This window comes from Microbacterium sp. NPDC006705 (assembly GCF_044903545.1).
Taxonomy (GTDB): domain Bacteria; phylum Actinomycetota; class Actinomycetes; order Actinomycetales; family Microbacteriaceae; genus Microbacterium; species Microbacterium plantarum.
In genome coordinates this window covers 1,632,026-1,652,868 of record NZ_JBJDQQ010000001.1, presented here as the reverse complement: position 1 = coordinate 1,652,868, position 20,843 = coordinate 1,632,026, and the positions used below count along the sequence as shown (strand labels likewise).

The window sequence follows — 20,843 nt, the reverse complement described above, 5'->3', positions numbered from 1 at the left end:
CTCCGAACCCGAACCCGAACCCGAAAGAGATCCATGACCACCTGGTCGATCGCGCCCTCGGGGCGCTGGCTGCTGCACGGCGGCGAACCGACGTTCCTCCTGGCCGACACCGTCTGGGCGGCCTTCGGCGGGCCCACCGAGAACGAATGGCTCGACCATCTCGAACTCCGCCGGCGTCAGGGCTTCAACGCCCTGCTGATCAGCGTCCTGCCCATCGAGCACGACCGATCGACGGGCACCCGGTCGCCGTACGCGCTGCGCGACGGTGCCGTCGATTTCGGCGCCGGTGATCCGGACTACTGGACCGAGGCCGAGCGGCTGCTCGAGCAGGCTCGCGAGCGCGGCTTCACGCCGATGCTCGTGCTCCTGTGGAACAACTTCGTCCCGGGTACGTGGGGCTCCCGCCTCACGCCCGAGCACGTGCTCAGCGCGGACCAGACCGAGACCTACGTGCGCGAAACGGTCGCGAGGTTCCGCCGCTTCGATCCGATCTGGATCGTGTCGGGCGACGACGACCTCGACGACGACGTCGCACTCGAGCGGTACAGCTCGGTGGCGGCGCTGCTGCGCGAGGTCGCACCCGGCCAGCTGGTCACGTGGCACGACACTCCGACCGCGAGGATGCCGCAGCCGCTGGCCGACAGCGAACTCGTCGACTTCCATGCGCTGCAGTCGGGACACAACGAGGCCTGGGACACGTTGCCTGCCGACCTGACCCACTACTACCGCGCGCTCGATGTCGCTCGACCGATCATCAACCTCGAGCCCTGCTACGAGGGACTCGGGCGTTTCCGCGGCGCCGCGCGGCACTCGGCCGCCGACGTCCGTCGCGCCAGCTGGACCGGCGTCGTCTCGGGCGCTGCCGCAGGCCTGGGGTACGGCGCGCACGGCGTCTGGTCGTGGCATCGTCGCGGCGAGGGATTCTCAGCCGAAGACGTGCACGGGGCGCCCTTCCCCTTCTCGGTCGCCGCGGCGTTCCCCGGCGCCGACGATGTCGCGTACCTCCGCCGGGTCGTCGACGCGGAACGGCTGTGGGGACTCGATGCGGCTCCCGATCTGCTCGTCGCCGAGCCCTCCGGGGCCGTCACCGGGCGCGCTCCCGACGGCACGATCGCCGTTTACGCGCCCACCCCCTTCGCGCTCACCCTCGTTCTCGGCGACGTCGAGGCTGCCGGCCTGGAGGTCACCGTCCGCGACCTGGCGGCACGGCGACCCGATGCCGCGCGATGGACCGCGGTGGACGGCGGCATCCGGCTCGAGCAGCCCGAGTTCACCGGCGACGCGCTGTTCGTGCTGCGCCCCGCTCGCAGCGGCGGCGAACGATGAGCGCCCGGATCGTGACGTTCGGCGAGGCGCTCGCCACCGCGACCGTCGACGAGGCGGGAACTCTGACCCGGGCGACGGTCGCGGGTGCCGAGCTGAACACCGCGGTCGGGCTCGCGCGGCTCGGGCACGACGTCGCGTGGGCCTCGCGGCTCGGCGACGACGCTTTTGCCGGGCTCGTGCGCGAGACACTCCGGGCCGAGGGCATCGACGATCATCTCGTCGTGGCGGCGCCGGGGGAGCAGACAGGGCTGATCGTCAAGCATCGCCTCGACGACGGCGACATCCGCTCCGAGCACTACCGCGCCACGAGCGCCGCGAGCCGGCTGCGCTCGGATGATCTTCCGGCAGCGGCGCTCGACGGAGCCGACTGGCTGCACGCGACGTGCATCACGCCGGCCCTCGGTGCCGGCCCGAAGGGGCTGTTCGAGAACGTCCTGCACGACGCGTCGATGCGCGGCATCCCCATCTCGCTCGATGCCAACCACCGGCCCCAGCTGATGTCGGAGGACGAGCTCCGAGCGGTCGTCGACGACTGGATCGACGTCGTCGACACGTTCTTCTGCAACGAGGACGAGGCACGCATCCTCACCGGCACCACCTCGACGGAAGCCGCCGTCGACGATCTCGCCCGCCGGGGCCCCCGCGTCGTCGTGGTCAAGCTCGGCGGTCGCGGCGCGCTGGCCGGAGACGCCGACGGTCGGCGTTTCACCCCGGCCTCCGTCGTCGCCGAGCCGACGCACCCCGTCGGCGCAGGCGACGCGTTCGCCGCCGCGTGGATCTCGTGCACGCTGCGCGGCGACACCGTCGATGTCGCGTTGCCCATCGCCGCGTGGTGCGCGGCCCGGGTCGTGGCCGATCCCGGCGATCACGACGGCTTTCCGCGGCGTGCCGAGCTCGACGCCTTCGAAGCGGCCCGGCGCGAGCTCGCGGAGGCGGGACGATGACCGCGGACGTGCGCGCCGCGCTCCGCGCCGCTGCCGTCGTCGCCGTGCTGCGGGCGCCGTCGGAGGCGGAACTGCGTCGGCAGATCGACTTCGCCGTCGACGCCGAGCTGCCGGTGCTCGAGATCACGACGACCACCCCGGGGTGGGACCGCGTGCTGGCGGAGATCGCCGGTGACACCGCATTCGATCGCATCCTGCTGGGTGCGGGAACCGTCACGACGGTGGCCCAGGCTGAGGCGGCGCGGGATGCCGGGGCACGCTTCCTGGTGTCGCCGACGATCGTCGAGGATGCCGTACGCGCGGCGGCCGGAGAAGCAGCATTCATCGCGGGCGGATTCACCCCGACGGAGCTCCGCGCCGCTGCCGCAACGAGCGGCATGGCGAAGCTCTTCCCCGCCGCGAGCGGCGGTCTCGGGCACCTGCGCGCGGTTCGAGACGTGCTGCCCGACGTCGGGATCATGCCGACCGGCGGCATCGGCGTCGACGACGCCGCCGACTGGATCGCCGCGGGCGCGATCGCCGTCGGGATCGGCGGCGGGCTCTTCCGCGAGCCCGTCGACCGCGTGCGCAGGCTCGTCGGGTCGCTCCGGCGGACGTCGTGACCCGGTTCCGGATCGGGTCGGACGACCTCGTCGCGGTCGTCGAGGCCGACGGGGCTCGCATCTCGTCGCTGCGCCACCTGCCCACTGAGCGTGAGCTGCTCGCGTCGACGCCGTGGGCCGACGACCCCGTCGACGCCTTCGTCATGGCCGACTCGAGCGCGCAGTGGCATCGCGCCTACCGCGGCGGGTGGCATCTGCTGCTGCCGCGGGCGGGCGACAGCCCGGCAACGGCGTCTCCGCCCCAGCCGTTTCACGGCGAAGCGGCCTGGCGCACGTGGCGCCTGACCGGCAGCCGCAACGCCTGCCGCGCGTCGGTCGTCCTTCGCACCGTCCCGCTCGCGATCGACCGGTGGATGTCGGTGCGCGCGAACATGCTCGTGATCGAGACCGCGGTACGGAACGTGGGCAGTGAGCCGGTGAGCTACGGATGGGCCGAGCACCCGGCGTTCGCGGGCGAACTGTTCGGTCCTTCCTCCACGGTGCGTACGGGCGACCGCGTCGTGCCGCTCGACCCGGCACCCGCGGCATCCTTCACCGACCTCGCCGCGCCCGCGGGCGACGTGACGATCACCGCGCCCGAGGCCGGGGTCGAGGTCGCGCTGACCTGGGACGCGGGCCTGATGCCGCGACTCTACGTGTGGCAGGAACAGCGGGGGAGCACCGGCTTCCCGTGGTGGGGTGCGATGGATGCCGTCGGGCTCGAGCCGGCCGCCGACCCGTACGGCACACCTCTAGACGCGCTCGGCTCGCTGAAGCTCGAGCCCGGGGAGAGCCGGGAATCCGTCGTCTCGCTACGTGTCGACCGATCGGGCGATGTGGCGCCGGGGGCGACGTCATAGACTCGAAGCGAGATGGCGAGAAAAGCGATTTCCCTCCGTGACGTTGCGGCTGTCGCCGGCGTCTCGGTGTCGACCGTGTCGAAGGTGCTGCGCGGACAGGGCAAGGCGTCGGATGCCACGCGCGAGCGCATCTTCGAGGCTGCCGAGCGGCTCGACTTCCAGCCCAACGCGCTGGGCCAGTTCCTCGTCCAGGGGCGCAGCGCCACCGTGGGCGTGCTCACCATGAACGCCCCGGGCGCCTTCACGATGCCCGTTCTCACCGGTGCCACGACGACCCTCGGCACGCGTGACCTGTCGGTTCTCGTGACCGACTCGCATCTCGACCGCACAGTGCTCGCAGCCACGGTCCGCAAGCTCCGCGCCCGCAGCATCGACGGGCTGCTCGTCGTCGGCGACGGCTCCGGGTCGGAGATCCGCTCCGTCACCGCGGGGTTCCCCGCGCCGGTGGTCTACGTCTACGGCATCTCCGACGACGCCGCCGACGCATCGTTCGTCCACGACGGCTACGCCGCCGGGAAGCGCGCCGGCGAGCATCTCATCGCCTCCGGTCGTCGGCGCATAGCGCACATCACGGCCTCTGCCGACGACCACTCGGCGCGCGAGCGCGCGGACGGCCTCGCCGCGGCCCTCGCGGCCGCCGGCGCCGACCTCGCGCCCGAGCTCGTGCTGCGCGGCGATTGGTCACGGGGCTGGGGTCGCGAGGCCGCCGAGCGGCTGATCGCGTCGGGCGAGAGGTTCGACGCCGTCTGCTGCGGCAACGACACGATCGCCCGCGCGGTGATCGCTGCGCTCGCCGAGGCCGGTGTCCGCGTGCCGGAGGATGTCGCCATCACCGGGATGGACAACATCTCGGGCCTCACGGGCCAGGACGATGAGAGCCTGACCACGATCGACTTCCGCCTCGCCGACCTGGGCGCCCGGGCCGCCGCCCACCTGGCCGACGTCATCGACGGACAGCCGTACGAGCCGGGCCTGCACCGGATCGCCGGCGACCTCGTGGCGGGCGAGTCGACGGCGTCGCTGACTGCCTGACCGGCCTCAGGTCTGGCGCGAGCCGAGCACCTTCACGATCACGGAACGTCGGCGCAGCTCGGCGATCGTCCGGGTCTCTTCGTCGGCGTCGCGGCCGAGCGCGTGCACGTCCGAGACCACGACGACATCGCCCGCCGTCAGATGGCCGAACAGTCGCGACAGGCGCTCCTGCCAGCTTTCTCCGGTCTCGGGGGCGGGATGCCGGAAGCCCTCGATCGGAACGCCGAACTGGGCCAGGGCGTCGCGCTGCGCCACGATGCTCGGCATGTCGTCGCGCGAGACGACCAGACCGACGAGGCGAGCGCCGGCAGGGCGGGCTGCCCACCACTCCGGGCTCGGCTGCAGGGCCGCGAAGCTGTCGGGCAGCTCGTCGACGGGGGAGTCGGGCAGCGCGATCGTACGCGTCTCGGCGTAGTCCGCCGCCGGGCGCATGGTCCGGTCGTCGTCGGTCGGGGTGCTCACCCTCTCATTGTCGCCGACGCGAGAACGGTTTCCACCACGAGTTCGCGTCAGAGGTCGTTCTGGCGCATCTCGAGGCTCACCTGCTGCGAGTCGAGCCGGCGTTGCGACTCGCGCAGCACCTCGGACGAGAACGCGCCCTCGCTCGACAGCTCGAGCAGTCGCGCGCGCATCGCACCGATGAGCAGCAGCTGCAGCTCGCGGGCGAGGGCGCCGGCGTCCTCGTCTGCCGCGTGCTCCAGCCGGCGGCGCGCGATCGTCAGCGTCCGGGCGTCCCACTTGCCGCCTTCTTCGACGGCGAGTGTCGGGTCGGCCAGCCGGTCGATCGCCGCGGTGCGCAGCTCGGCGTCGAGCGCTTCCTCCTCCTCGCGCAGCAGCGAGCTGTCGGCGGTGCTGCTCGGGATACGAAGCGCCCGCACCAGAGCCGGCAGCGTGAGGCCCTGGAGGAGCAAGCTGATGACGGCGACCAGGAACGCGGTGAGGATGAGGAGCTCGCGCTCCGGGGTCTCACGGGGAAGGGTCTGCGCCGCGGCGAGGGTGACGACCCCGCGCATCCCGGCCCACACGATGATCGTGCCGTGCTTCCAGCCCAGCGGAGACGCCTCGTAGTAGTCGAGGTCGTTGAACGCCCGGGTCACCCGGGTGCGCATGCTCTCCAGACGCCGGCGCGTGGCCCCGGGATTGCGGCCGCGCCCGGCGAAATCAGGCGGCAGGCTGTCGAGGCGCTCCGAGATCTGCTCGAGGCGGTCGCGCTGGCGCAGGCGTGCACGACGCCCCTGGAAGAAGATGAGCCCCGCGACGTAGACGGCGCGGATGGCGAGCAGGATCGCGAGCGAGCCGAGGGCGAGCAGGATCGCCTTTCCGGGGCCGCTCTGCTGCCGGAAGTTGTCGTCGAGGATGCCGCGCAGCTCGAGCCCCATCACGAGGAAAACCCCGCCCTCGAGGACGAGCTCGACCGTGCGCCAGTTGATCTCGTCGGAGACTCGCTGCTCGGCGGTGAAGCGTCGTGCGGCACCTTGACCCGTGGTGATGCCCGCCGCGACGGCGGCGACGAGCCCCGAGCCGCCGAGGTGCTCGGTCGGCAGGTACGCCACGAACGGGACGATGAATCCGAGGGCGGTGGCGGCGACCGTGTTCATGCGCGCCCGGACGCGCAGGTTCAGTCCGCCGACGACGACCCCCACGATCACGGCGGCGACGATTCCCCAGACGAAGGTTCCGACCGTGTCGGCGAATGCGAACCCGCCGGCGACCGCCGCGATCGCGCTGCGCAGCAGAACGAGGGCGGTGGCGTCGTTGATGAGGCTCTCACCCTCGAGGATCGTCACGACCCGCGGGGATATGCCGAGCCGCTTGACGATCGAGGTCGCGACGGCGTCGCTCGGGCTCAGCACCGCCCCGAGCGCCACCGCCAGCGGAAACCCGAGCTGGGGCAGAACGAGGGTGAGGAAGCCGCCGATCGCGAGCGCGCTGATGACGACGAGCGCGACGGCGAGCCCCGAGATCGACGGCAGATCGCGCCGGAACTCGACCGCGGGCAGACGCACCGCCGCCGCATAGAGCAGGGGAGGCAGCACGCCGACGAGGATCAGCTCGGGGTCGACCTCGAAGTCGTCGAGGATCGGCAGCCACGACGCGGCCAGTCCGACCGCGACGAGGATCAGCGGCCCCGCGACACCGAGACGTTTCGACAGCGAGGTCGAGACGGTGATCGCGACAACACCGAGGATGAGTCCGGGCAGCAGTTCCACGCGTCCGGGTGCCTGTCAGAGGATGCCGAGGGCCCGGACGGCGTCGCGCTCGTCGATGAGCTCGGCGACCGATGCGTCGAGCCGGGTTCGGCCGCGTTCGTCGAGTTCGAGCCCGGTTACGACGCGATAACCCGAGCCGTCGCTCGTGACGGGGAAGGAGCACACCAGACCCTCGGGCACGCCGTACTCGCCGCGCGAGACGACGGCGGCCGAGGTGCGCCGGCCGTGGGTGCCGAGCACGTCGTCGCGCACGTGCCGCAGTGCCGCGTTGGCGGCCGATGCGGCAGATGACGCCCCGCGCACCGCGATGATCTCGGCGCCGCGCTTCGCGACGCGAGGCACGAACTCGTCGTCGAGCCAGGCCCGTGCGGCATCCGTTCCGCCCAGCCGGTCGGCGAGGGCGTCGGCCACGGGGCGCCCGGCGACGGTCGCGGAGGCGATGTCGGGGAACTGCGTCGCGGAGTGGTTGCCCCAGATCACCACGCCCTCGATGTCGTTGACGGGCACCTCGAGCCGCGCGGCGAGCTGAGCGACGGCGCGCTCGTGATCGAGGCGGGTCATGGCGCTGAAGCGCTCGGGCGGCACGCCTTCGGCCGCCGACGCCGCGATCAGCGCGTTCGTGTTGGCGGGATTGCCCACGACCAGCACGCGGACGTCGGATGCCGCGGATGCCGCGATGGCCGCGCCCTGCGGGCCGAAGATGCCCGCGTTGGCGGCGAGCAGGTCGCCGCGCTCCATGCCGGCCGATCGGGGCCGGGCACCCACGAGCATCGCGATGTTGGCACCCGCGAACCCCGTGCGCGCGTCATCCGTGACCTCGACCGAGCGCAGCAGCGGGAACGCGCAGTCCTGCAGCTCGAGCGCCGTTCCCTCCGCGGCTCGGACCCCGTCGGGGATCTCGAGGAGGCGGAGATTCACGGGCCGGTCGGGGCCGAGCATCTCGCCGGAGGCGATGCGGAACAGCAGGGCGTAGCCGATCTGGCCGGCCGCGCCGGTGACGGTGACGGTGGTGGCGTCCATGTGCCGAGCCTATTCCCGCCGTCGCGGCCGCACGGGGTGCCGGACCGGAGAATCGACCTCGCGGTCAGCCCTTCTGCTTCGCCTGGTGCCGGGCCACACGGTTGCGGTTGCCGCACCCGGCGGCGGTGCACCAGATCCGATTGCGTCGAGGCGAGCGGTCGAGGTAGACCCACCCGCAGGCGTCGTCGGCGCACTGCCGTGCGGTGGTGAGATCGGATGTCAGCAGGTCGTGGGCGCTCATGGCCACCGCCGCGCGCGGTCCGGAGAGATCAGCGGGCGGCACCCACACCCACGCCGAGGCGGGCTCGTCGAAGCTCAGCGACGAGCGGGCGAGGGCGTCGACGTGCTCGCGGGCGATGAGATCGGCGGCTGCCGAGGAATGCTGGAACACCGCTTCGTAGACCGCCTCGCGAAGCGCGACGACCGCGCGGTGCTCCCGGGCCGCCACGTCCGATTCGGCCCGGGGCAGTGCGCTTCTCGCGGCGCCCGTCGCGGCGCCGACATCCATCTGGTGGCACCACGACACGACGTCGTCGAAGTCGCGGAGGGTGTCGATCGCGCGTTGCGGGTCGAGCCGCCAGTGCACCGTGTCGACCAGATCGAGAGCGGGGTGCCCCGCGACCCGGGGGAACGCCGCTGCGTCGGACTGCGCCACGAATGAATGCTAACGCTCGTCGTCAGCTTGTGCCATTAGTTCAGGGCTGAGAGTGTGTAACGCATGAAAGCCAGAGCACCCATTAGACACTCCGCGGACGGTCTCGGCGCGGACTTCCGCCGTCTCTGGGTCGCGCAGGGGGCCTCCTCTGTCGGAGCGCAGGTCGGCGACCTCGCTCTCCCGCTGCTCGCCGTCGTGGTGCTCGGGGCGAGCGCCGGCGAGGTGGGGCTGCTGGGCGCGGCGAAATGGATGCCGTTCCTGCTCCTCGCGCTGCCGCTCGGCGTGCTCGTCGATCGGTCCCGTCGCCGCCGCATCCTGATCGTCGCGGACCTCGCCCGAGCTTTCCTGACGGTCGTGATCGTCGGCCTCGCCGTCGCCGGGGTGCTGACGTTGCCCGCTCTCGTCGGGCTTGTCCTGCTCTTGGGCGCCTTCACCGTGGCGTTCGACGTGAGCTACCAGTCCTATCTGCCCACCGTCGCGGGCCGGTCTCACCTCGAGCGCGCGAACGGTCGCCTGCAGGCGACGGCCGCCGTAGCTCAGATCGGCGGCCCCGGGATGGCGGGGCTGCTCGTCCAGACGCTGACCGCCGCCTGGGCCCTCATCGCTCCCGCGGCCACGTACCTCGTCTCGGCACTCGCCCTGACGAGCATCTCCACCCGGGAACACCGCCCCGTCCCCAGCGGCCGCGGTGCGCTGTCGGAGTTGCGCGAGGGCTTGCGTTTCGTGCGGCGAGATCGCTTCCTGATCGCCCTCGTCGCATTCGCCGCCATCTACAACCTGTTCGCTCAGGCGATCACGGTGCTGTTCACGGTGCACGCCGTCCGCGAGCTCGGGCTGGATGCGGGGCAGCTCGGGTTGATCTTCGGGCTCGGTGCCGTCGGTGCCGTGGCGGCCGCGGCGAGTGCCCCGGCAGCGGTGCGCCGCTTCGGGGCGGGGTCGGTCTTGATCGCATGCGCAGTCGCGGAGAACATCGCGCTGTCGATGCTGCCGCTCGTGCCCGCATCCTGGTCGCCCACGGTGCTGGTGGCGGTGCTGGCCGCGGCGTTCGCGCTGAACGGAGCCGGCACGTCGCTGTCGAGTGTCGTCGCCGTGACGTTGCGTCAGCTGCGGACGCCGGACGAGGTCCTCGGGCGCGTGAACGCGACGATGCGCTGGGTCTCGTACGGGGTGGTCGCGATCGGCGCGGCGATCGGCGGCGGGCTCGGTGAGCTGGTGGGCACCCGGGCCGGGATGGCCATCGCGGGTGCGGGCGTCATGCTGACGGTCGTCTGGGTCGTGCTGTCGCCGCTGCGCTCGATCCGCGATCCCCGCGAGCTGGTCGACGCGAGCGGCGTTTCGGACGGAGGGCCCGAGGCGGCGCATCCCGGCTCGTCTCCGTGCGGCGACGTGATGGGCGACGCGCCGCAGGTACGGTAAAGCGCATGAACGAACGCGACCGCGGAGCCGCACGGTGAGCGTGTCGGCCGCCCTGGCCGGCATCCTGTATCCCGAGATCGAGCCCTACGAGACGGGCTTCCTGCTCGCCGGCGACGGCCAGCGCGTCTATTGGGAGCAGTCGGGCAATCCCGAGGGCAAGCCGGTCGTGTTCCTGCACGGCGGCCCCGGCGGCGGAACCTCGCCCTGGCACCGCCGCTTCTTCGACCCCGAGGCCTACCGGATCATCCTGTTCGACCAGCGCGGCTGCGGGAAGTCGACGCCGCACGCGAGCGATCCGGCCGCAGACCTGCGCTACAACACCACGTGGCACCTCGTCGCCGACATCGAACTGCTGCGTCGCAACCTCGGCATCGACCGGTGGCAGGTCTTCGGCGGCTCGTGGGGCTCGACGCTCGCACTCGCCTACGCGCAGTCGCACCCGGATGTCGTCTCGGAGCTGGTGCTGCGCGGGATCTTCACGCTGCGGCGCCATGAGCTCGAGTGGTTCTACGAGGGCGGGGCGGCAGCGCTGTTCCCCGACCTGTGGGAGGACTACCTCGCCCCGGTTCCGGTCATCGAGCGGAGCCGACTGATCGAGGCGTACCACCGGCTGCTGACCGACCCCGATCCGGCGGTGCACGTTCCCGCCGCCCAGGCCTGGACGCGCTGGGAGGCCTCGACCGTGACCCTGCGTCCCGACCCGGAGCTGGTGGCCGGGATGACGAAGGCGGAGTCGGCGACCGCGTTCGCGCGGATCGAGAACCACTACTTCCTCAACGGCGGATGGCTGCGTGAAGGGCAGCTGATCGAGGATGCCGCGTCGGGCCGCCTCCGCGGCATCCCGGGTGTCATCGTGCAGGGCCGCTACGACGCGTGCACGCCCCCGATGACCGCATGGGACCTGCACCGGGCCTGGCCCGAGGCCGAGTTCGTCATGGTCGACGACGCCGGCCACTCGGCCGGTGAGCCCGGCATCGCCGCCGCCCTCGTCGCCGCGACCGACCGCTTCGCCCGCTGACGCGCGCCGCGCCGCGCGCGCCGGTGCCGCGCCGGCGCCGAGAACGCACCGTCGCCGCGAGAGCGCACCGCGGATGGTGCGTTATCGCGGGGAGAGTGCGGTCTCGGCGGGTCGAGCCGCGGGCCAGTGCACCGACACGTCGAGGCGACGGCGGGTCGGGCCGGACCCGGGGGCGACGAGCATCGGGAGGAGCGCGGCCATCGCTTCGCGGCCCAGCTCGTCACCGTCGACGTCGATCGCGGGCACGTCGTCGGCTCCGATCGCCTCGGCCACCAGGCGTTCCGCACTGACGACGATCTCTCCGGGCGAGGCGACGCCGCGAGCGCGGAGGGCGAAGACGAGACCGAGCCCGATGGATGTCGCGTAAGGCACAGCCGCCGTCGCGCCCGAGTCGATGACCGCGTCGGCGGTCGCGACACCCGCCGCGAACGTCGCCGGAAAGGGACCGAGCGCGGTCAGCTCGACGCGCTCGCCGACGGCGGACTCGATCGCGGCCGAGCGCTGCCGGTCCTGCCATGATCCCTCCGGACCTCCGAGGTACACGATTCCGCGGTGCCCCGCGTCGGCCAGGCGCGTCGCGAGCTCGGCGAACGCGCTCGCGGTGTCGGCCACGATCGAGGTCATGCCGTCGATCTCACGGTCGACGAGGACCGTCGGCCCGAAGGCGCCGGCGGCACGGACGATGTCGTCGGGGCCGCGCGGTGCGACGAGGATGCAGCCGTCGACCTGCCGGGCGAGGCGCTCGAGCTCGTCGAGCCCGTCGACGTCGTCGAGCCGGTGCACGGCGACCGTGAGCTGCAGGTCGGACTCGCGGGCGCGCTCCTGAGCCCCCGCGATGATCGGCGTGAAGAAGGCGTTGTCGAGCGTCGGCACGACGAGGGCGACGATGCCGCTGCGCCCGCGAGCGAGGTGGCTGGCGGCGCGGTTCGGGATGAAGCCGAGCGTCTCGGCCGCGGCGCGCACGCGCGCGACCGTCTCGGGGGCGACGAGGTCGGGGCGGCTGAGCGCCCGGGATGCCGTCGACTTCGACACACCCGCATGCGCGGCGACATCGGCGAGTGTCGTCACCGCGCCCCCTTCGTCCCGCCGCCGCATGGCGCGACGGTCCGCTCATCCTACTGAGCGGGAGCAACCGGTTGCGCCGCCGATGAACGCCGGTTTTACACGGTGTTAACACGAATTGTCGCGCGCCTCCCCGAGTGGGCTCTACGGTAGGAGCAACCGGTTGCGCAACCGGTTGCACCCGCACCCCCTCGCACGAACGGAGTTCGCTCGTGGTTTCACGCCGCACCGGACTGCTGGCCCTTCCCGGGCTCGCGCTCCTGCTGGCGGGGTTCCTCATCCCGTCGATCGCGATGCTGTTCGCCCCTCCCGGTGTCAGCCTGGTCGACATCCTCGAACGCCTCGGCCGGATGCTGACCGACCCGTTCGATCTCGCGATCATCGGGCGCACGGTCGGGCTGGGCCTCATCGTCACCGTGATCTGCATCGTGCTGGGGTTCCCGATCGCCTACCTGCTCGCCCGCTCGAGCTCGCGCTGGTCGGGTGTGCTGCTCGCCCTCGCGATCTTCCCGCTGCTGCTGAGCAATGTCGTGCGCACCTTCGGCTGGCTCGTGCTGCTGGGGTCGAACGGCGCGATCGGTCAGCTGCTCACGGGGCTGGGACTCGTCGACCGCGCGCCGCAGCTGCTCTACACCGAGCTCGCGATCGTGCTGGGTCTGACGCAGCTCTTCCTGCCGCTCGCGATCATCTCCTGCTACTCCGCCGTCGCTCAGGTCGACCCCGGACTGGACGACGCCGCGCGCGGTCTCGGCGCGAGCCGCACCCGTACCTTCTGGGGCATCGTCGTGCCGCTCTCGGCGCCGGGCATGGTCGTCGCGTCGACCCTCGTCTTCGCGGGGAGCGTCACCGCCTACACGACCCCCTACCTGCTCGGCGGATCGAGCCAGCGGATGCTGTCGACGCAGCTCTACTCGTACTCGAGCGTGACGATCGACTGGGCGGCGGCCAGTGCGACGGCCATCATCATGACGGTCCTCGTGTTCGCCGTGTCGGGCCTGTCCGCCGTCGTCGGACGACGGGGGGCCACCGCGTGAAGACGAGTCGTCCCGTCGCGGCATCCCTCGCCGTCGCCGGCTACATCATCATGATCGTGCCGATCCTCTTCGTGGTCGCCACGGCGTTCACGGGCGGACGCACCCTGCGCTTCCCGCCCGAGGGCTTCTCGCTGCAGTGGTTCGAGGCAGCGCTGAACTACGACCCGTTCATCAGCGCGCTGCTGTCGAGCCTCCAGCTCGCCCTCATCGCGACGGTGCTCGCGCTGCTCATCGGGGTTCCGGTGACGCTGGCGATCCACCGCGGCCGGCTCCCCGGCAAGGGGCTCGTCGAGGGGCTGTTCCTCTCGCCGCTCATCGTCCCCGAGCTCGTCGTCGGCCTCGCGCTCTACCAGCAGCTGATGATCGGCCTGCGCCTCGACAACTTCCCGGTGCTGCTCATCGGCCACACCGTGCTGATGCTGCCCTACGCGGTGCGGGTCACCGGGGCGTCGCTCGCACTCGCCGATCCCGGCATCGAAGAGGCGGCGCGCGGCCTCGGCGCCTCGCCGCTGCGCGCCTTCTTCTCGGTCACGCTGCCCCTGCTGCGCCCCGGCATCTTCTCGGCCGGGCTGCTGAGCTTCGTCACCTCGTTCAACAACGTGCCGCTGTCGCTGCTGCTGCAGAGCCGTGACTTCCGCACGCTCCCCGTCACCATGCTCGACTACGTCCAGCAGAGCTACGACCCGATGGTCGCGGCCACGAGCACCATCATCCTCGCGGGCACCGTCGTCATCGCCGTCATCGCCGAGCGCACGGTCGGCTTCGCCCGCATCTTCGGAGGGATCAACCGATGACCACCGCAGCAGAGTTCGTCGGGGTGACCCAGCGCTTCGGCGACTTCACCGCCGTCGACGACATCGACCTCGCCATCCCGTCGGGGCAGCTCACCACGCTGCTCGGGCCGAGCGGATGCGGCAAGACCACCTCGCTGCGGATGCTCGCGGGTTACACGCAGCCCACCTCGGGCCGCATCATGATCGCGGGCGAGGACGCCACCCGCACCCCGCCCGAGCGGCGCGGGCTCGGCATGGTGTTCCAGTCGTACGCCCTGTTCCCGCACATGAGCGTGGCCGAGAACGTCGGATACGGCCTGAAGCTGCGCAAGGTCCCGGCAGCGGAGCGCCGCCGCCGCGTCGAGGAGTCGCTCGATCTCGTCGGTCTCGGACACCTCGCGGCGAGCCGGCCCAAAAAGCTCTCGGGCGGGCAGCAGCAGCGCGTGGCTCTCGCGCGCGCCATCGCCATCCGCCCGACCCTGCTCCTGCTCGACGAGCCGCTGTCGAACCTCGACGCGCGCCTGCGCGTGCAGATGCGCGCCGAGATCCGCCGCATCCAGTCCGAGACCGGCCTGACCGTCGTGCTCGTCACGCACGATCAGGACGAGGCGCTCGAGATGTCGGACCGCATGGTCCTCATGCGCGACGGCCGCATCATGCAGGAGGGTGCTCCCTCTGAGGTCTTCACCGATCCGGCCAATCGTTTCGTCGCGGAGTTCCTCGGCTACGAGAACTTCCTCGCCGCCGCTGACGGTTCGTTCACGACCGTGCGCCCCGAGCATCTCGCTCTCGGACTCCCCGCCGACGGCACCGGGCTCGCGCTCGACGGAGTCGTGCTCGACGTCGCCTACCGCGGGGTCGACCGTCTCGTGACGGTCGAGACTGCGGACGCCACCGGCGCGGCCGTGCGTCTCATCGCCGACGTTCGCGACGAGGCCGTCGCTGCACGCCCGGGCGACCGGGTCACCGTCACCGCTCCCGCGGCCCGGCTCATCCGCCTCGCCGCCTGAACGCATCCGCCGTCCCGCCCGACCCGCACCCGCACCAGCACCCGCGCCCCTGCGGCCCGCCCGCAGAGCCCCGAGAGGAACTCGCATGATCCGCACCCGCACCAGCCGCGTCCTCGCGGCATCCGCCGCCGTCGTCGCCACGGCCCTTGTCGTCACCGGCTGCTCCGGCGGCTCGGGAGACTCCGGCGACGGTGGCTCGAGCGACTCCATCGTCGTCAGCGCGTTCCCGTTCGGGGTCGAGCAGTTCCAGGAGGCGATCGTCGACCCCTTCACCGAGAAGACGGGCATCACGGTCGAGATCGAGACCGGCTCGAACGCCGACCGTCTGTCGCAGCTGCAGCTCGCGGGTGGCGACGCCGGCATCGACGTCATGCTGATCTCCGACACCTTCGCGGCATCCGGGCAGGAGCAGGACCTGTTCCAGGACTTCGACGAGTCCGACGTCCCCAACCTCGCGAAGATCGCCGACTTCGCCGTCGAGGAGGGCTACGACGGCCCGGCCTACAGCTACCAGCTCAACGGCACGCTGTACAACACCGACGAGCTGGATGCCGCGCAGGCCGCCGACTGGTCGCTCTACGCCGACTCCGCCTACAGCGGTCGTCTCGCCTTCCCCGACATCGCCGTGACGGCCGGGCAGCTCGCCGTCTCGGGCGTCGCCTCGACCTTCGGCGACGGCCCGTACGACATCGATACCGCATACACGACGATCGGCGGATGGGCGCCGAACATCCTGCAGTTCTACTCGTCGTCGACGGAGGTCACCAACCTCCTCACCCAGGGCGAGATCGTCGCGGCCGATGCCCTCAGCGGCTTCGCCACGACGCTCGTCGCCTCGGGTGAGCCCGTCGCGTGGACCGCTCCGGCCGAGGGCCGCTACATGGCCACCAACCGGGCCATGATCCCCAGCGGTGCGAAGAACCTCGAGGGTGCGTACGCGTTCATCGACTACCTGCTGTCCGTCGAGGCCCAGACCGCGTCGGCCGAGATCGTCGGCGACCTCCCCGTCGCCCTCGACGCGACGATCCCCGCCGAGATCACCGCTGTCGTCGGCGACATCGCCGCCGACCCGATCGCGGCGGGCTACGCCACGCTCGACCCGGCCGAGGTCGTCCCGAACCGCGCGCAGTGGGTCGAGCGGTTCGCGCGCGAGGTCGCCTCGCGCTGATCCAGACCGCCCGGCCGCCGAGCACCCCCCCATCCTCGGTGGCCGGGCCTCTTCTCGCGGTTCCCCGACCGCATCGCTCCACGAGTACGAACGGCACCATGACTTCCGCAGCATCCCTCCCCGTCGATTACCTCCAGCGCCTGCCGAAGGCCGACCTGCACTGCCACCTCATCGGGACCGTGCGCGCGTCGACGTTCGCCGAGCTGGCCCGCCGGGAGTCGCTCGAGCTGCCCGCCGACCCCGAGCGCATCTTCGCCGACATCAACTCGCTGCCGCCCGACCCCGCGCTGTACCGCAACACGCGCATCCCGGTCCCGCAGCAGCGCAGCGCCGACGAGCCCGAGGTGTCGTACTCGCTCTTCCAGGTGTCGAACTGGGTGGTCGAGGTGCTCCGGGATGCCGACGACCTGACCCGCATCGTCTACGAGGCGTTCGAGGACGCGCACCGCCGCAGCGGCACCCGCCACCTCGAGCTGTTCTTCGACGCGCTGCCGCCGCACCTCGAGTCGCTCGGATATCTCGGCGCGGTCGAGGCGTACGCCGAGGGCATCCGCATGGCGGAGCGCGATTTCGGGATGACGGGTCTGATGATCCAGGGCATCGACCGCAGCCGCAGCGGCGAGGAGGCCCTCGCGGTCGTCCGCCGCGTCGTCGACAACCCGCACCCGTACGTCGCGGGCATCGGCCTCGACAACCTCGAGACGGCCGGTCCGCCCGAGCGCTTCGTCGACGCGTACCGCCTGGCGGGCGAGGCCGGCCTCGGCCGTACGGCGCACTCGTCCGAGCACGCGCCGACTGCGGTCAACACCATCACCTGCCTCGACCTGCTCGGCTGCGACCGCATCGACCACGGCTACTACGTGCTCGAGGACGACGCCGTCGTCGAGCGGATGCGCGAGGACCAGGTCGCGTTCACCGTCGCCTCGACCACGTCACGCCGCTCGTGGCGGCCCTGGCGTCGCGCGTCGATCGCCGCGATGCTCGAGGCCGGGCTCAACGTCATCCCGTGCTCGGACGACCCGGGCATGTTCCCCACGACGCTCGCCGCCGAGTACGGCATCGTCGCGGACCAGATCGGCGCCACGCACGAGCAGGTCCGCCGCATGGCGATCTCGTCGTTCGAGGCATCCTGGCTGCCCGGCGAGCAGCGTGCGCGTCGCGTCGCCGAGGTCACCGCCGAGATCGACGCGCTCGACGCCGACTTCGCGCTCTCCGTCTGAGCCCCGGCCCCCGGCCGGGCGCCGGGTTGCGCCGAGAACGCACCGTCGCTGCGAGCACGCACGATTGAGGGTGCGTTCTCGCGGCGAGCGTGCGTTCTCGGCGGGCGGGGCAGCGCCGAATGCCGGGGTGAGCCGGATGCTGCGGGTCAGCGACCGCCGCGGCGGCCGGCGCTGTTCTGGCGCACGACCGAACCGACCATGAGCTTGCCGCCGGCGGCACCGCCGTTCGACGAGGCGCGACGGCCGGTGCGGCGCGGGTTGCCCGCGGGAGCGGCGTCGCGCGTCTCGCGGGGCGCGCGGTCGCTGGTCTGACCGCCGCGCGAGGACTGCTGCCCGCCGCGGCTCTGCTGCTGGTCGCGCTGACCGCCCGAGCGTGCGCCCTGGCCGTCGCGACCACCGGCAGCGCCCTGGCCCTGACCCTGGGTGCGTCCGCCGCGACCGCGGCCACCGCCGGAGCGACCGCCGCCGTTCGACGAACCGCCCTCGCGAGCGTCACGTGCGGCGCGCTTGCGCTGCGCGTTGGCGCCCTGGCTCGTGCCGCGGGGTGCGACCTCGACCGGCGCCGGAGTCACGTAGGGCGCGACCTTTCCGACGAGGGCGACGACCTCGGGCGACTCGGCCGTGACCGTGATCGGGGTGACCGCGATGGCGGCCTTGCGGAGCAGGTCCTTGACGTCGCGCTCCTGGCCTGGCATCACGAGGGTGACGACGGCGCCCTCGGCGCCCGCGCGGGCGGTGCGACCCGAACGGTGCAGGTACGCCTTGTGCTCCATGGGCGGGTCGACGTGCACGACCAGCTCGACGTCGTCGACGTGGACACCGCGCGCGGCGACATCCGTCGCGACGAGCACCTTCGCGGCGCCCGACGAGAACGCGGCGAGGTTGCGGTCGCGCTGCGGCTGGGAGAGGTTGCCGTGCAGGTCGACCGAGGGGATGCCCTGCGAAGTCAGCTGCTTGGCGAGCTTCTTCGCGGCGTGCTTGGTGCGGGTGAACAGGATGCGGCGGCCCATGCCCGAGGCGAGCGCCTTGACGACATCCTTCTTCTCCTCCGCGCCGGCGAGGTGGAACACGTGGTGCGTCATCGCCGCGACGGGGGAGTGGGCCTCGTCGACCGAGTGGAGGACCTCGTTCTGCAGGAAGCGCTTGACGAGCTTGTCCACGCCGTTGTCGAGGGTCGCGCTGAACAGCATGCGCTGTCCGTCGCGCGGCGTCTTGTCGAGGATGCGCGTGACGGCGGGGAGGAAGCCGAGGTCGGCCATGTGGTCGGCCTCGTCGATGACCGTGATCTCGACCGAGTCGAGCGTCAGGTGGCGCTGCTGCAGCAGGTCTTCGAGGCGGCCCGGGCAGGCGACGACGATGTCGACGCCGGCGTTGAGCGCCTGCACCTGACGGTTCTGGTTGACGCCGCCGAAGATGGTGGTCGTCTTCATGCCGTAGGCCGCCGCGAGCGGCTCGAGGGTCGCGTTGATCTGCGTCGCGAGCTCGCGGGTCGGGGCGAGGACGAGGCCCAGGATGCGGGCAGCGCGGCGGCTGCCGCCGGCGAGCTCGCCGCCGAGGCGCGCGGCCATCGGGATCGAGAAGGCGAGAGTCTTGCCCGAGCCGGTCTTGCCGCGGCCGAGCACGTCGCGTCCGGCGAGCGTGTCGGGCAGGGTATCGACCTGGATCGGGAAGGCGGTGGTCTTGCCGTCCTTCGCGAGCGCTTCGACGAGGGGAGCGGGCACGCCGAGCGTGCGGAAAGTGGTGTCAGTCATGAGGGAGTGTGTCTCCGGGCGCACGTCGGCGCCCTGATCGGTGGCCCGGATGCGGGTGCGCATGCGGGGTCGCCGTACGAAAGAGTCCGCGGGATGCCGGTCGTGACCCGGTGGGCGGAAGGCGTTCTACGACGCGTGCGGCGCGAGCGCGCCACAAGAACCCCCAGCCTACCAGTGCCCGCCTGTATGACGGTCCGGTCCCTGGCCGGGGCCTGCGCGTCGCGATGCAAGGGATTCGGCCCGACACCCCGGCCGGACGGCATCCGTCACGGGGTGTCGGACCGGATGTCTTGCATCCGCGCACGCGCACAGCGTACGGAACGCGCGCAGGTCAGATGAGCGAGAGCTCGCGCAGCTTGGCTGCCACGTCGTCGTTGCTCGGCTCGACGTGGTGGGTCGCGTCGGGGTAGACCACCACGGGGATCTGGGTGCGGCCCGAGATCTCGCGCGCGACGTCGGCCGCGGCGGGCTCCGCCTCGAGGTCGATGTAGGTGTAGTCGACGCCGAGCTCCTCGAGCTGAGCCTTCGTGCGGCGGCAGTCGCGGCACCAGTCGGCGCCGAACATCGTGATCGTGTCGGTGGAAGCGGTCATGCTTCCAGGGTACGTCCGCTCAGTACTCGGCGGCCCGGGCGCGCTCGGGGGCGGCCTCGAGCACCGGGGCGACGCGCTGCTTCTTGGGTGCGTAGACGACGAGCGCGTGGAACACGAAGCGCACGACGAACGCGGCGATGAGGGTCAGTCCCGCGGCGATGACGCTCGGGATGTGTGCGTTCTCGACGAGCACCCACAGCACCGGGATCCGGATGATCGCCTCGGCGTTGTTGAAGGTGAACGATTTCACGAACCGCTGCGTCATGCTGCCCGATTCCGAGCGCATATCGCTGAAGACGAGGTATTCCAGCAACAGGAAGTTGCCGATGATCGTGATCTCGCTCGCGATGATGGATGCCGGCAGATAGTCCATGCCGAGCCGGATGAGGCCCCACATGATCACCAGGTTCGCGATGGCGCCGACGCCGCCGACGAGCGCGAACGCCGACATCCGCCCGAAGCGGAGCATCAGCAGCTGCGTGAGGAACCGGATGCCCTGCGTGAAGGTCGCCTTCGACGATCCGGCGTAGCGGGGCGCGAAGGCGAACGGCACCTCGGCGACGCGCATGTGCCGGCGAGCGAGGATCTCGAGCAGGATCTTGAAGCCGCGCGGACGCAGAGCGTCGATGTCGATCGTGTCGCGGTCAACCAGGAAGAACCCGGTCATCGGGTCGCTGCACTCACCGAGCTTGCGGGGGAACATCGCCTTGGTCAGCAGTGTCGACGCGCGCGAGACGGTCGTTCGCGTGGCGTCGGCGAGGCCCTTCGAGTCGCCGCCGGCGATGTAGCGCGAGGCGACGACGACATCGACGTCGCCGCGGTCGGCTCGCGCCAGCAGCCGCGGGATGTCCTCAGGAGGATGCTGCAGGTCGCCGTCCATCACGAGACACCACGACGAGTTCGCGGCCCGGATGCCGTCGACCACGGCCCCGCCGAGTCCCGCCACCGGCTCGTCGCGGTGGATCAGTCGCACCGGGAAGTCGGCCGTCTTCGCCGCCCGCTCGATGATGGCGGGGGTGTCGTCGGTGGAGTCGTCGACGAAGACGACCTCGATCATCCGGTCGTCGACCGCGTCATCGATCCGCCGCAGCAGCTCCACGACGTTCGGGCCTTCGTTGAAGGTCGGGACGACGATCGTCAGATCCATGAATCGCTCGCAAGTGGAAACGGA

General features: G+C 71.6%; 20 protein-coding genes. 12 read left to right on the top strand and 8 right to left on the bottom strand.

Annotated features, from left to right (window positions below; all coding sequences use genetic code 11):
• The first annotated feature begins 33 nt into the window (after positions 1-33).
• Genes ACI2K6_RS07900 through ACI2K6_RS07880 form a run of 5 tightly spaced genes read left to right on the top strand, consistent with a single transcriptional unit; the run spans position 34 to position 4,743 of the window.
• Complete coding sequence (locus tag ACI2K6_RS07900) at positions 34-1,326, top strand: DUF4038 domain-containing protein (RefSeq protein ID WP_404568362.1); 1,293 nt, start codon at positions 34-36, stop codon at positions 1,324-1,326.
• Complete coding sequence (locus ACI2K6_RS07895; protein ID WP_282501894.1) at positions 1,323-2,270, top strand: sugar kinase; 948 nt, start codon at positions 1,323-1,325, stop codon at positions 2,268-2,270. Before ACI2K6_RS07900 ends, ACI2K6_RS07895 begins: the two co-directional genes overlap by 4 nt.
• On the top strand, positions 2,267-2,872 hold the full coding sequence (locus ACI2K6_RS07890; protein ID WP_282501895.1) for a bifunctional 4-hydroxy-2-oxoglutarate aldolase/2-dehydro-3-deoxy-phosphogluconate aldolase: 606 nt from the start codon (positions 2,267-2,269) through the stop codon (positions 2,870-2,872). The genes ACI2K6_RS07895 and ACI2K6_RS07890 overlap by 4 nt, the downstream gene beginning before the upstream one ends.
• On the top strand, positions 2,869-3,711 hold the full coding sequence (locus ACI2K6_RS07885) for a hypothetical protein (protein WP_282501896.1): 843 nt from the start codon (positions 2,869-2,871) through the stop codon (positions 3,709-3,711). Before ACI2K6_RS07890 ends, ACI2K6_RS07885 begins: the two co-directional genes overlap by 4 nt.
• A 12-nt stretch (positions 3,712-3,723) precedes the next feature.
• Positions 3,724-4,743: a LacI family DNA-binding transcriptional regulator gene (locus tag ACI2K6_RS07880; RefSeq protein ID WP_112615933.1), complete on the top strand. Its 1,020-nt coding sequence runs from the start codon at positions 3,724-3,726 to the stop codon at positions 4,741-4,743.
• 6 nt (positions 4,744-4,749) lie between these two features.
• Here the strand turns inward: ACI2K6_RS07880 and ACI2K6_RS07875 are convergent, their stop codons facing one another.
• From ACI2K6_RS07875 to ACI2K6_RS07860, 4 genes are all read right to left on the bottom strand, one after another.
• On the bottom strand, positions 4,750-5,175 hold the full coding sequence (locus tag ACI2K6_RS07875) for a recombinase family protein (RefSeq protein WP_404568577.1): 426 nt from the start codon (positions 5,173-5,175) through the stop codon (positions 4,750-4,752).
• Positions 5,176-5,252: 77 nt separating this feature from the next.
• Entirely contained in the window at positions 5,253-6,953 is a 1,701-nt protein-coding gene (locus tag ACI2K6_RS07870; protein ID WP_354451515.1) for a cation:proton antiporter, read from the bottom strand.
• 15 nt (positions 6,954-6,968) lie between these two features.
• The gene (locus tag ACI2K6_RS07865) at positions 6,969-7,973 is read right to left on the bottom strand and encodes a malate dehydrogenase (protein WP_404568361.1); all 1,005 of its coding nucleotides are present in this window, start codon (positions 7,971-7,973) and stop codon (positions 6,969-6,971) included.
• Positions 7,974-8,037: 64 nt separating this feature from the next.
• Positions 8,038-8,628 (bottom strand): CGNR zinc finger domain-containing protein, encoded by a 591-nt coding sequence (locus ACI2K6_RS07860; protein WP_282501901.1) that lies wholly within the window; start codon positions 8,626-8,628, stop codon positions 8,038-8,040.
• Between the two features lie 63 nt (positions 8,629-8,691).
• Between ACI2K6_RS07860 and ACI2K6_RS07855 the strand changes: the two genes are divergently transcribed.
• Positions 8,692-10,044, top strand: coding sequence for an MFS transporter (locus ACI2K6_RS07855; RefSeq protein ID WP_404568360.1), 1,353 nt, complete (start codon positions 8,692-8,694; stop codon positions 10,042-10,044).
• A gap of 40 nt (positions 10,045-10,084) precedes the next feature.
• On the top strand, positions 10,085-11,062 hold the full coding sequence (gene pip, locus ACI2K6_RS07850) for a prolyl aminopeptidase (RefSeq protein WP_181574197.1): 978 nt from the start codon (positions 10,085-10,087) through the stop codon (positions 11,060-11,062).
• An 81-nt stretch (positions 11,063-11,143) separates the two neighbouring features.
• On the opposite strand, the gene ACI2K6_RS07845 is transcribed toward pip, so the two are convergent.
• Entirely contained in the window at positions 11,144-12,130 is a 987-nt protein-coding gene (locus ACI2K6_RS07845; RefSeq protein ID WP_404568359.1) for a LacI family DNA-binding transcriptional regulator, read from the bottom strand.
• A 206-nt stretch (positions 12,131-12,336) separates the two neighbouring features.
• Between ACI2K6_RS07845 and ACI2K6_RS07840 the strand changes: the two genes are divergently transcribed.
• The 5 genes from ACI2K6_RS07840 (at position 12,337) to ACI2K6_RS07820 (ending at position 17,329) form a co-directional block, all read left to right on the top strand.
• Positions 12,337-13,158, top strand: coding sequence for an ABC transporter permease (locus ACI2K6_RS07840; protein ID WP_274178182.1), 822 nt, complete (start codon positions 12,337-12,339; stop codon positions 13,156-13,158).
• Positions 13,155-13,952, top strand: coding sequence for an ABC transporter permease (locus ACI2K6_RS07835; RefSeq protein WP_023952964.1), 798 nt, complete (start codon positions 13,155-13,157; stop codon positions 13,950-13,952). Before ACI2K6_RS07840 ends, ACI2K6_RS07835 begins: the two co-directional genes overlap by 4 nt.
• Positions 13,949-14,941, top strand: a complete 993-nt coding sequence (locus tag ACI2K6_RS07830; protein WP_274178183.1) for an ABC transporter ATP-binding protein — start codon at positions 13,949-13,951, stop codon at positions 14,939-14,941. Before ACI2K6_RS07835 ends, ACI2K6_RS07830 begins: the two co-directional genes overlap by 4 nt.
• A gap of 85 nt (positions 14,942-15,026) precedes the next feature.
• Positions 15,027-16,109 carry an extracellular solute-binding protein gene (locus ACI2K6_RS07825; RefSeq protein WP_282501904.1) on the top strand — a complete coding sequence of 361 codons (1,083 nt, stop codon included), beginning with the start codon at positions 15,027-15,029 and terminating at the stop codon, positions 16,107-16,109.
• A gap of 98 nt (positions 16,110-16,207) precedes the next feature.
• Positions 16,208-17,329, top strand: a complete 1,122-nt coding sequence (locus ACI2K6_RS07820; RefSeq protein WP_404568358.1) for an adenosine deaminase — start codon at positions 16,208-16,210, stop codon at positions 17,327-17,329.
• 146 nt (positions 17,330-17,475) lie between these two features.
• Here the strand turns inward: ACI2K6_RS07820 and ACI2K6_RS07815 are convergent, their stop codons facing one another.
• The 3 genes from ACI2K6_RS07815 to ACI2K6_RS07805 all read right to left on the bottom strand — a co-directional run bounded on the left by ACI2K6_RS07815 (position 17,476) and on the right by ACI2K6_RS07805 (position 20,819).
• The gene (locus ACI2K6_RS07815) at positions 17,476-19,080 is read right to left on the bottom strand and encodes a DEAD/DEAH box helicase (RefSeq protein ID WP_378716834.1); all 1,605 of its coding nucleotides are present in this window, start codon (positions 19,078-19,080) and stop codon (positions 17,476-17,478) included.
• A 331-nt stretch (positions 19,081-19,411) separates the two neighbouring features.
• Positions 19,412-19,672 (bottom strand): glutaredoxin domain-containing protein, encoded by a 261-nt coding sequence (locus ACI2K6_RS07810; RefSeq protein WP_282501907.1) that lies wholly within the window; start codon positions 19,670-19,672, stop codon positions 19,412-19,414.
• Positions 19,673-19,691: 19 nt separating this feature from the next.
• Positions 19,692-20,819, bottom strand: a complete 1,128-nt coding sequence (locus ACI2K6_RS07805; protein WP_404568357.1) for a glycosyltransferase — start codon at positions 20,817-20,819, stop codon at positions 19,692-19,694.
• Positions 20,820-20,843 lie beyond the last annotated feature (24 nt).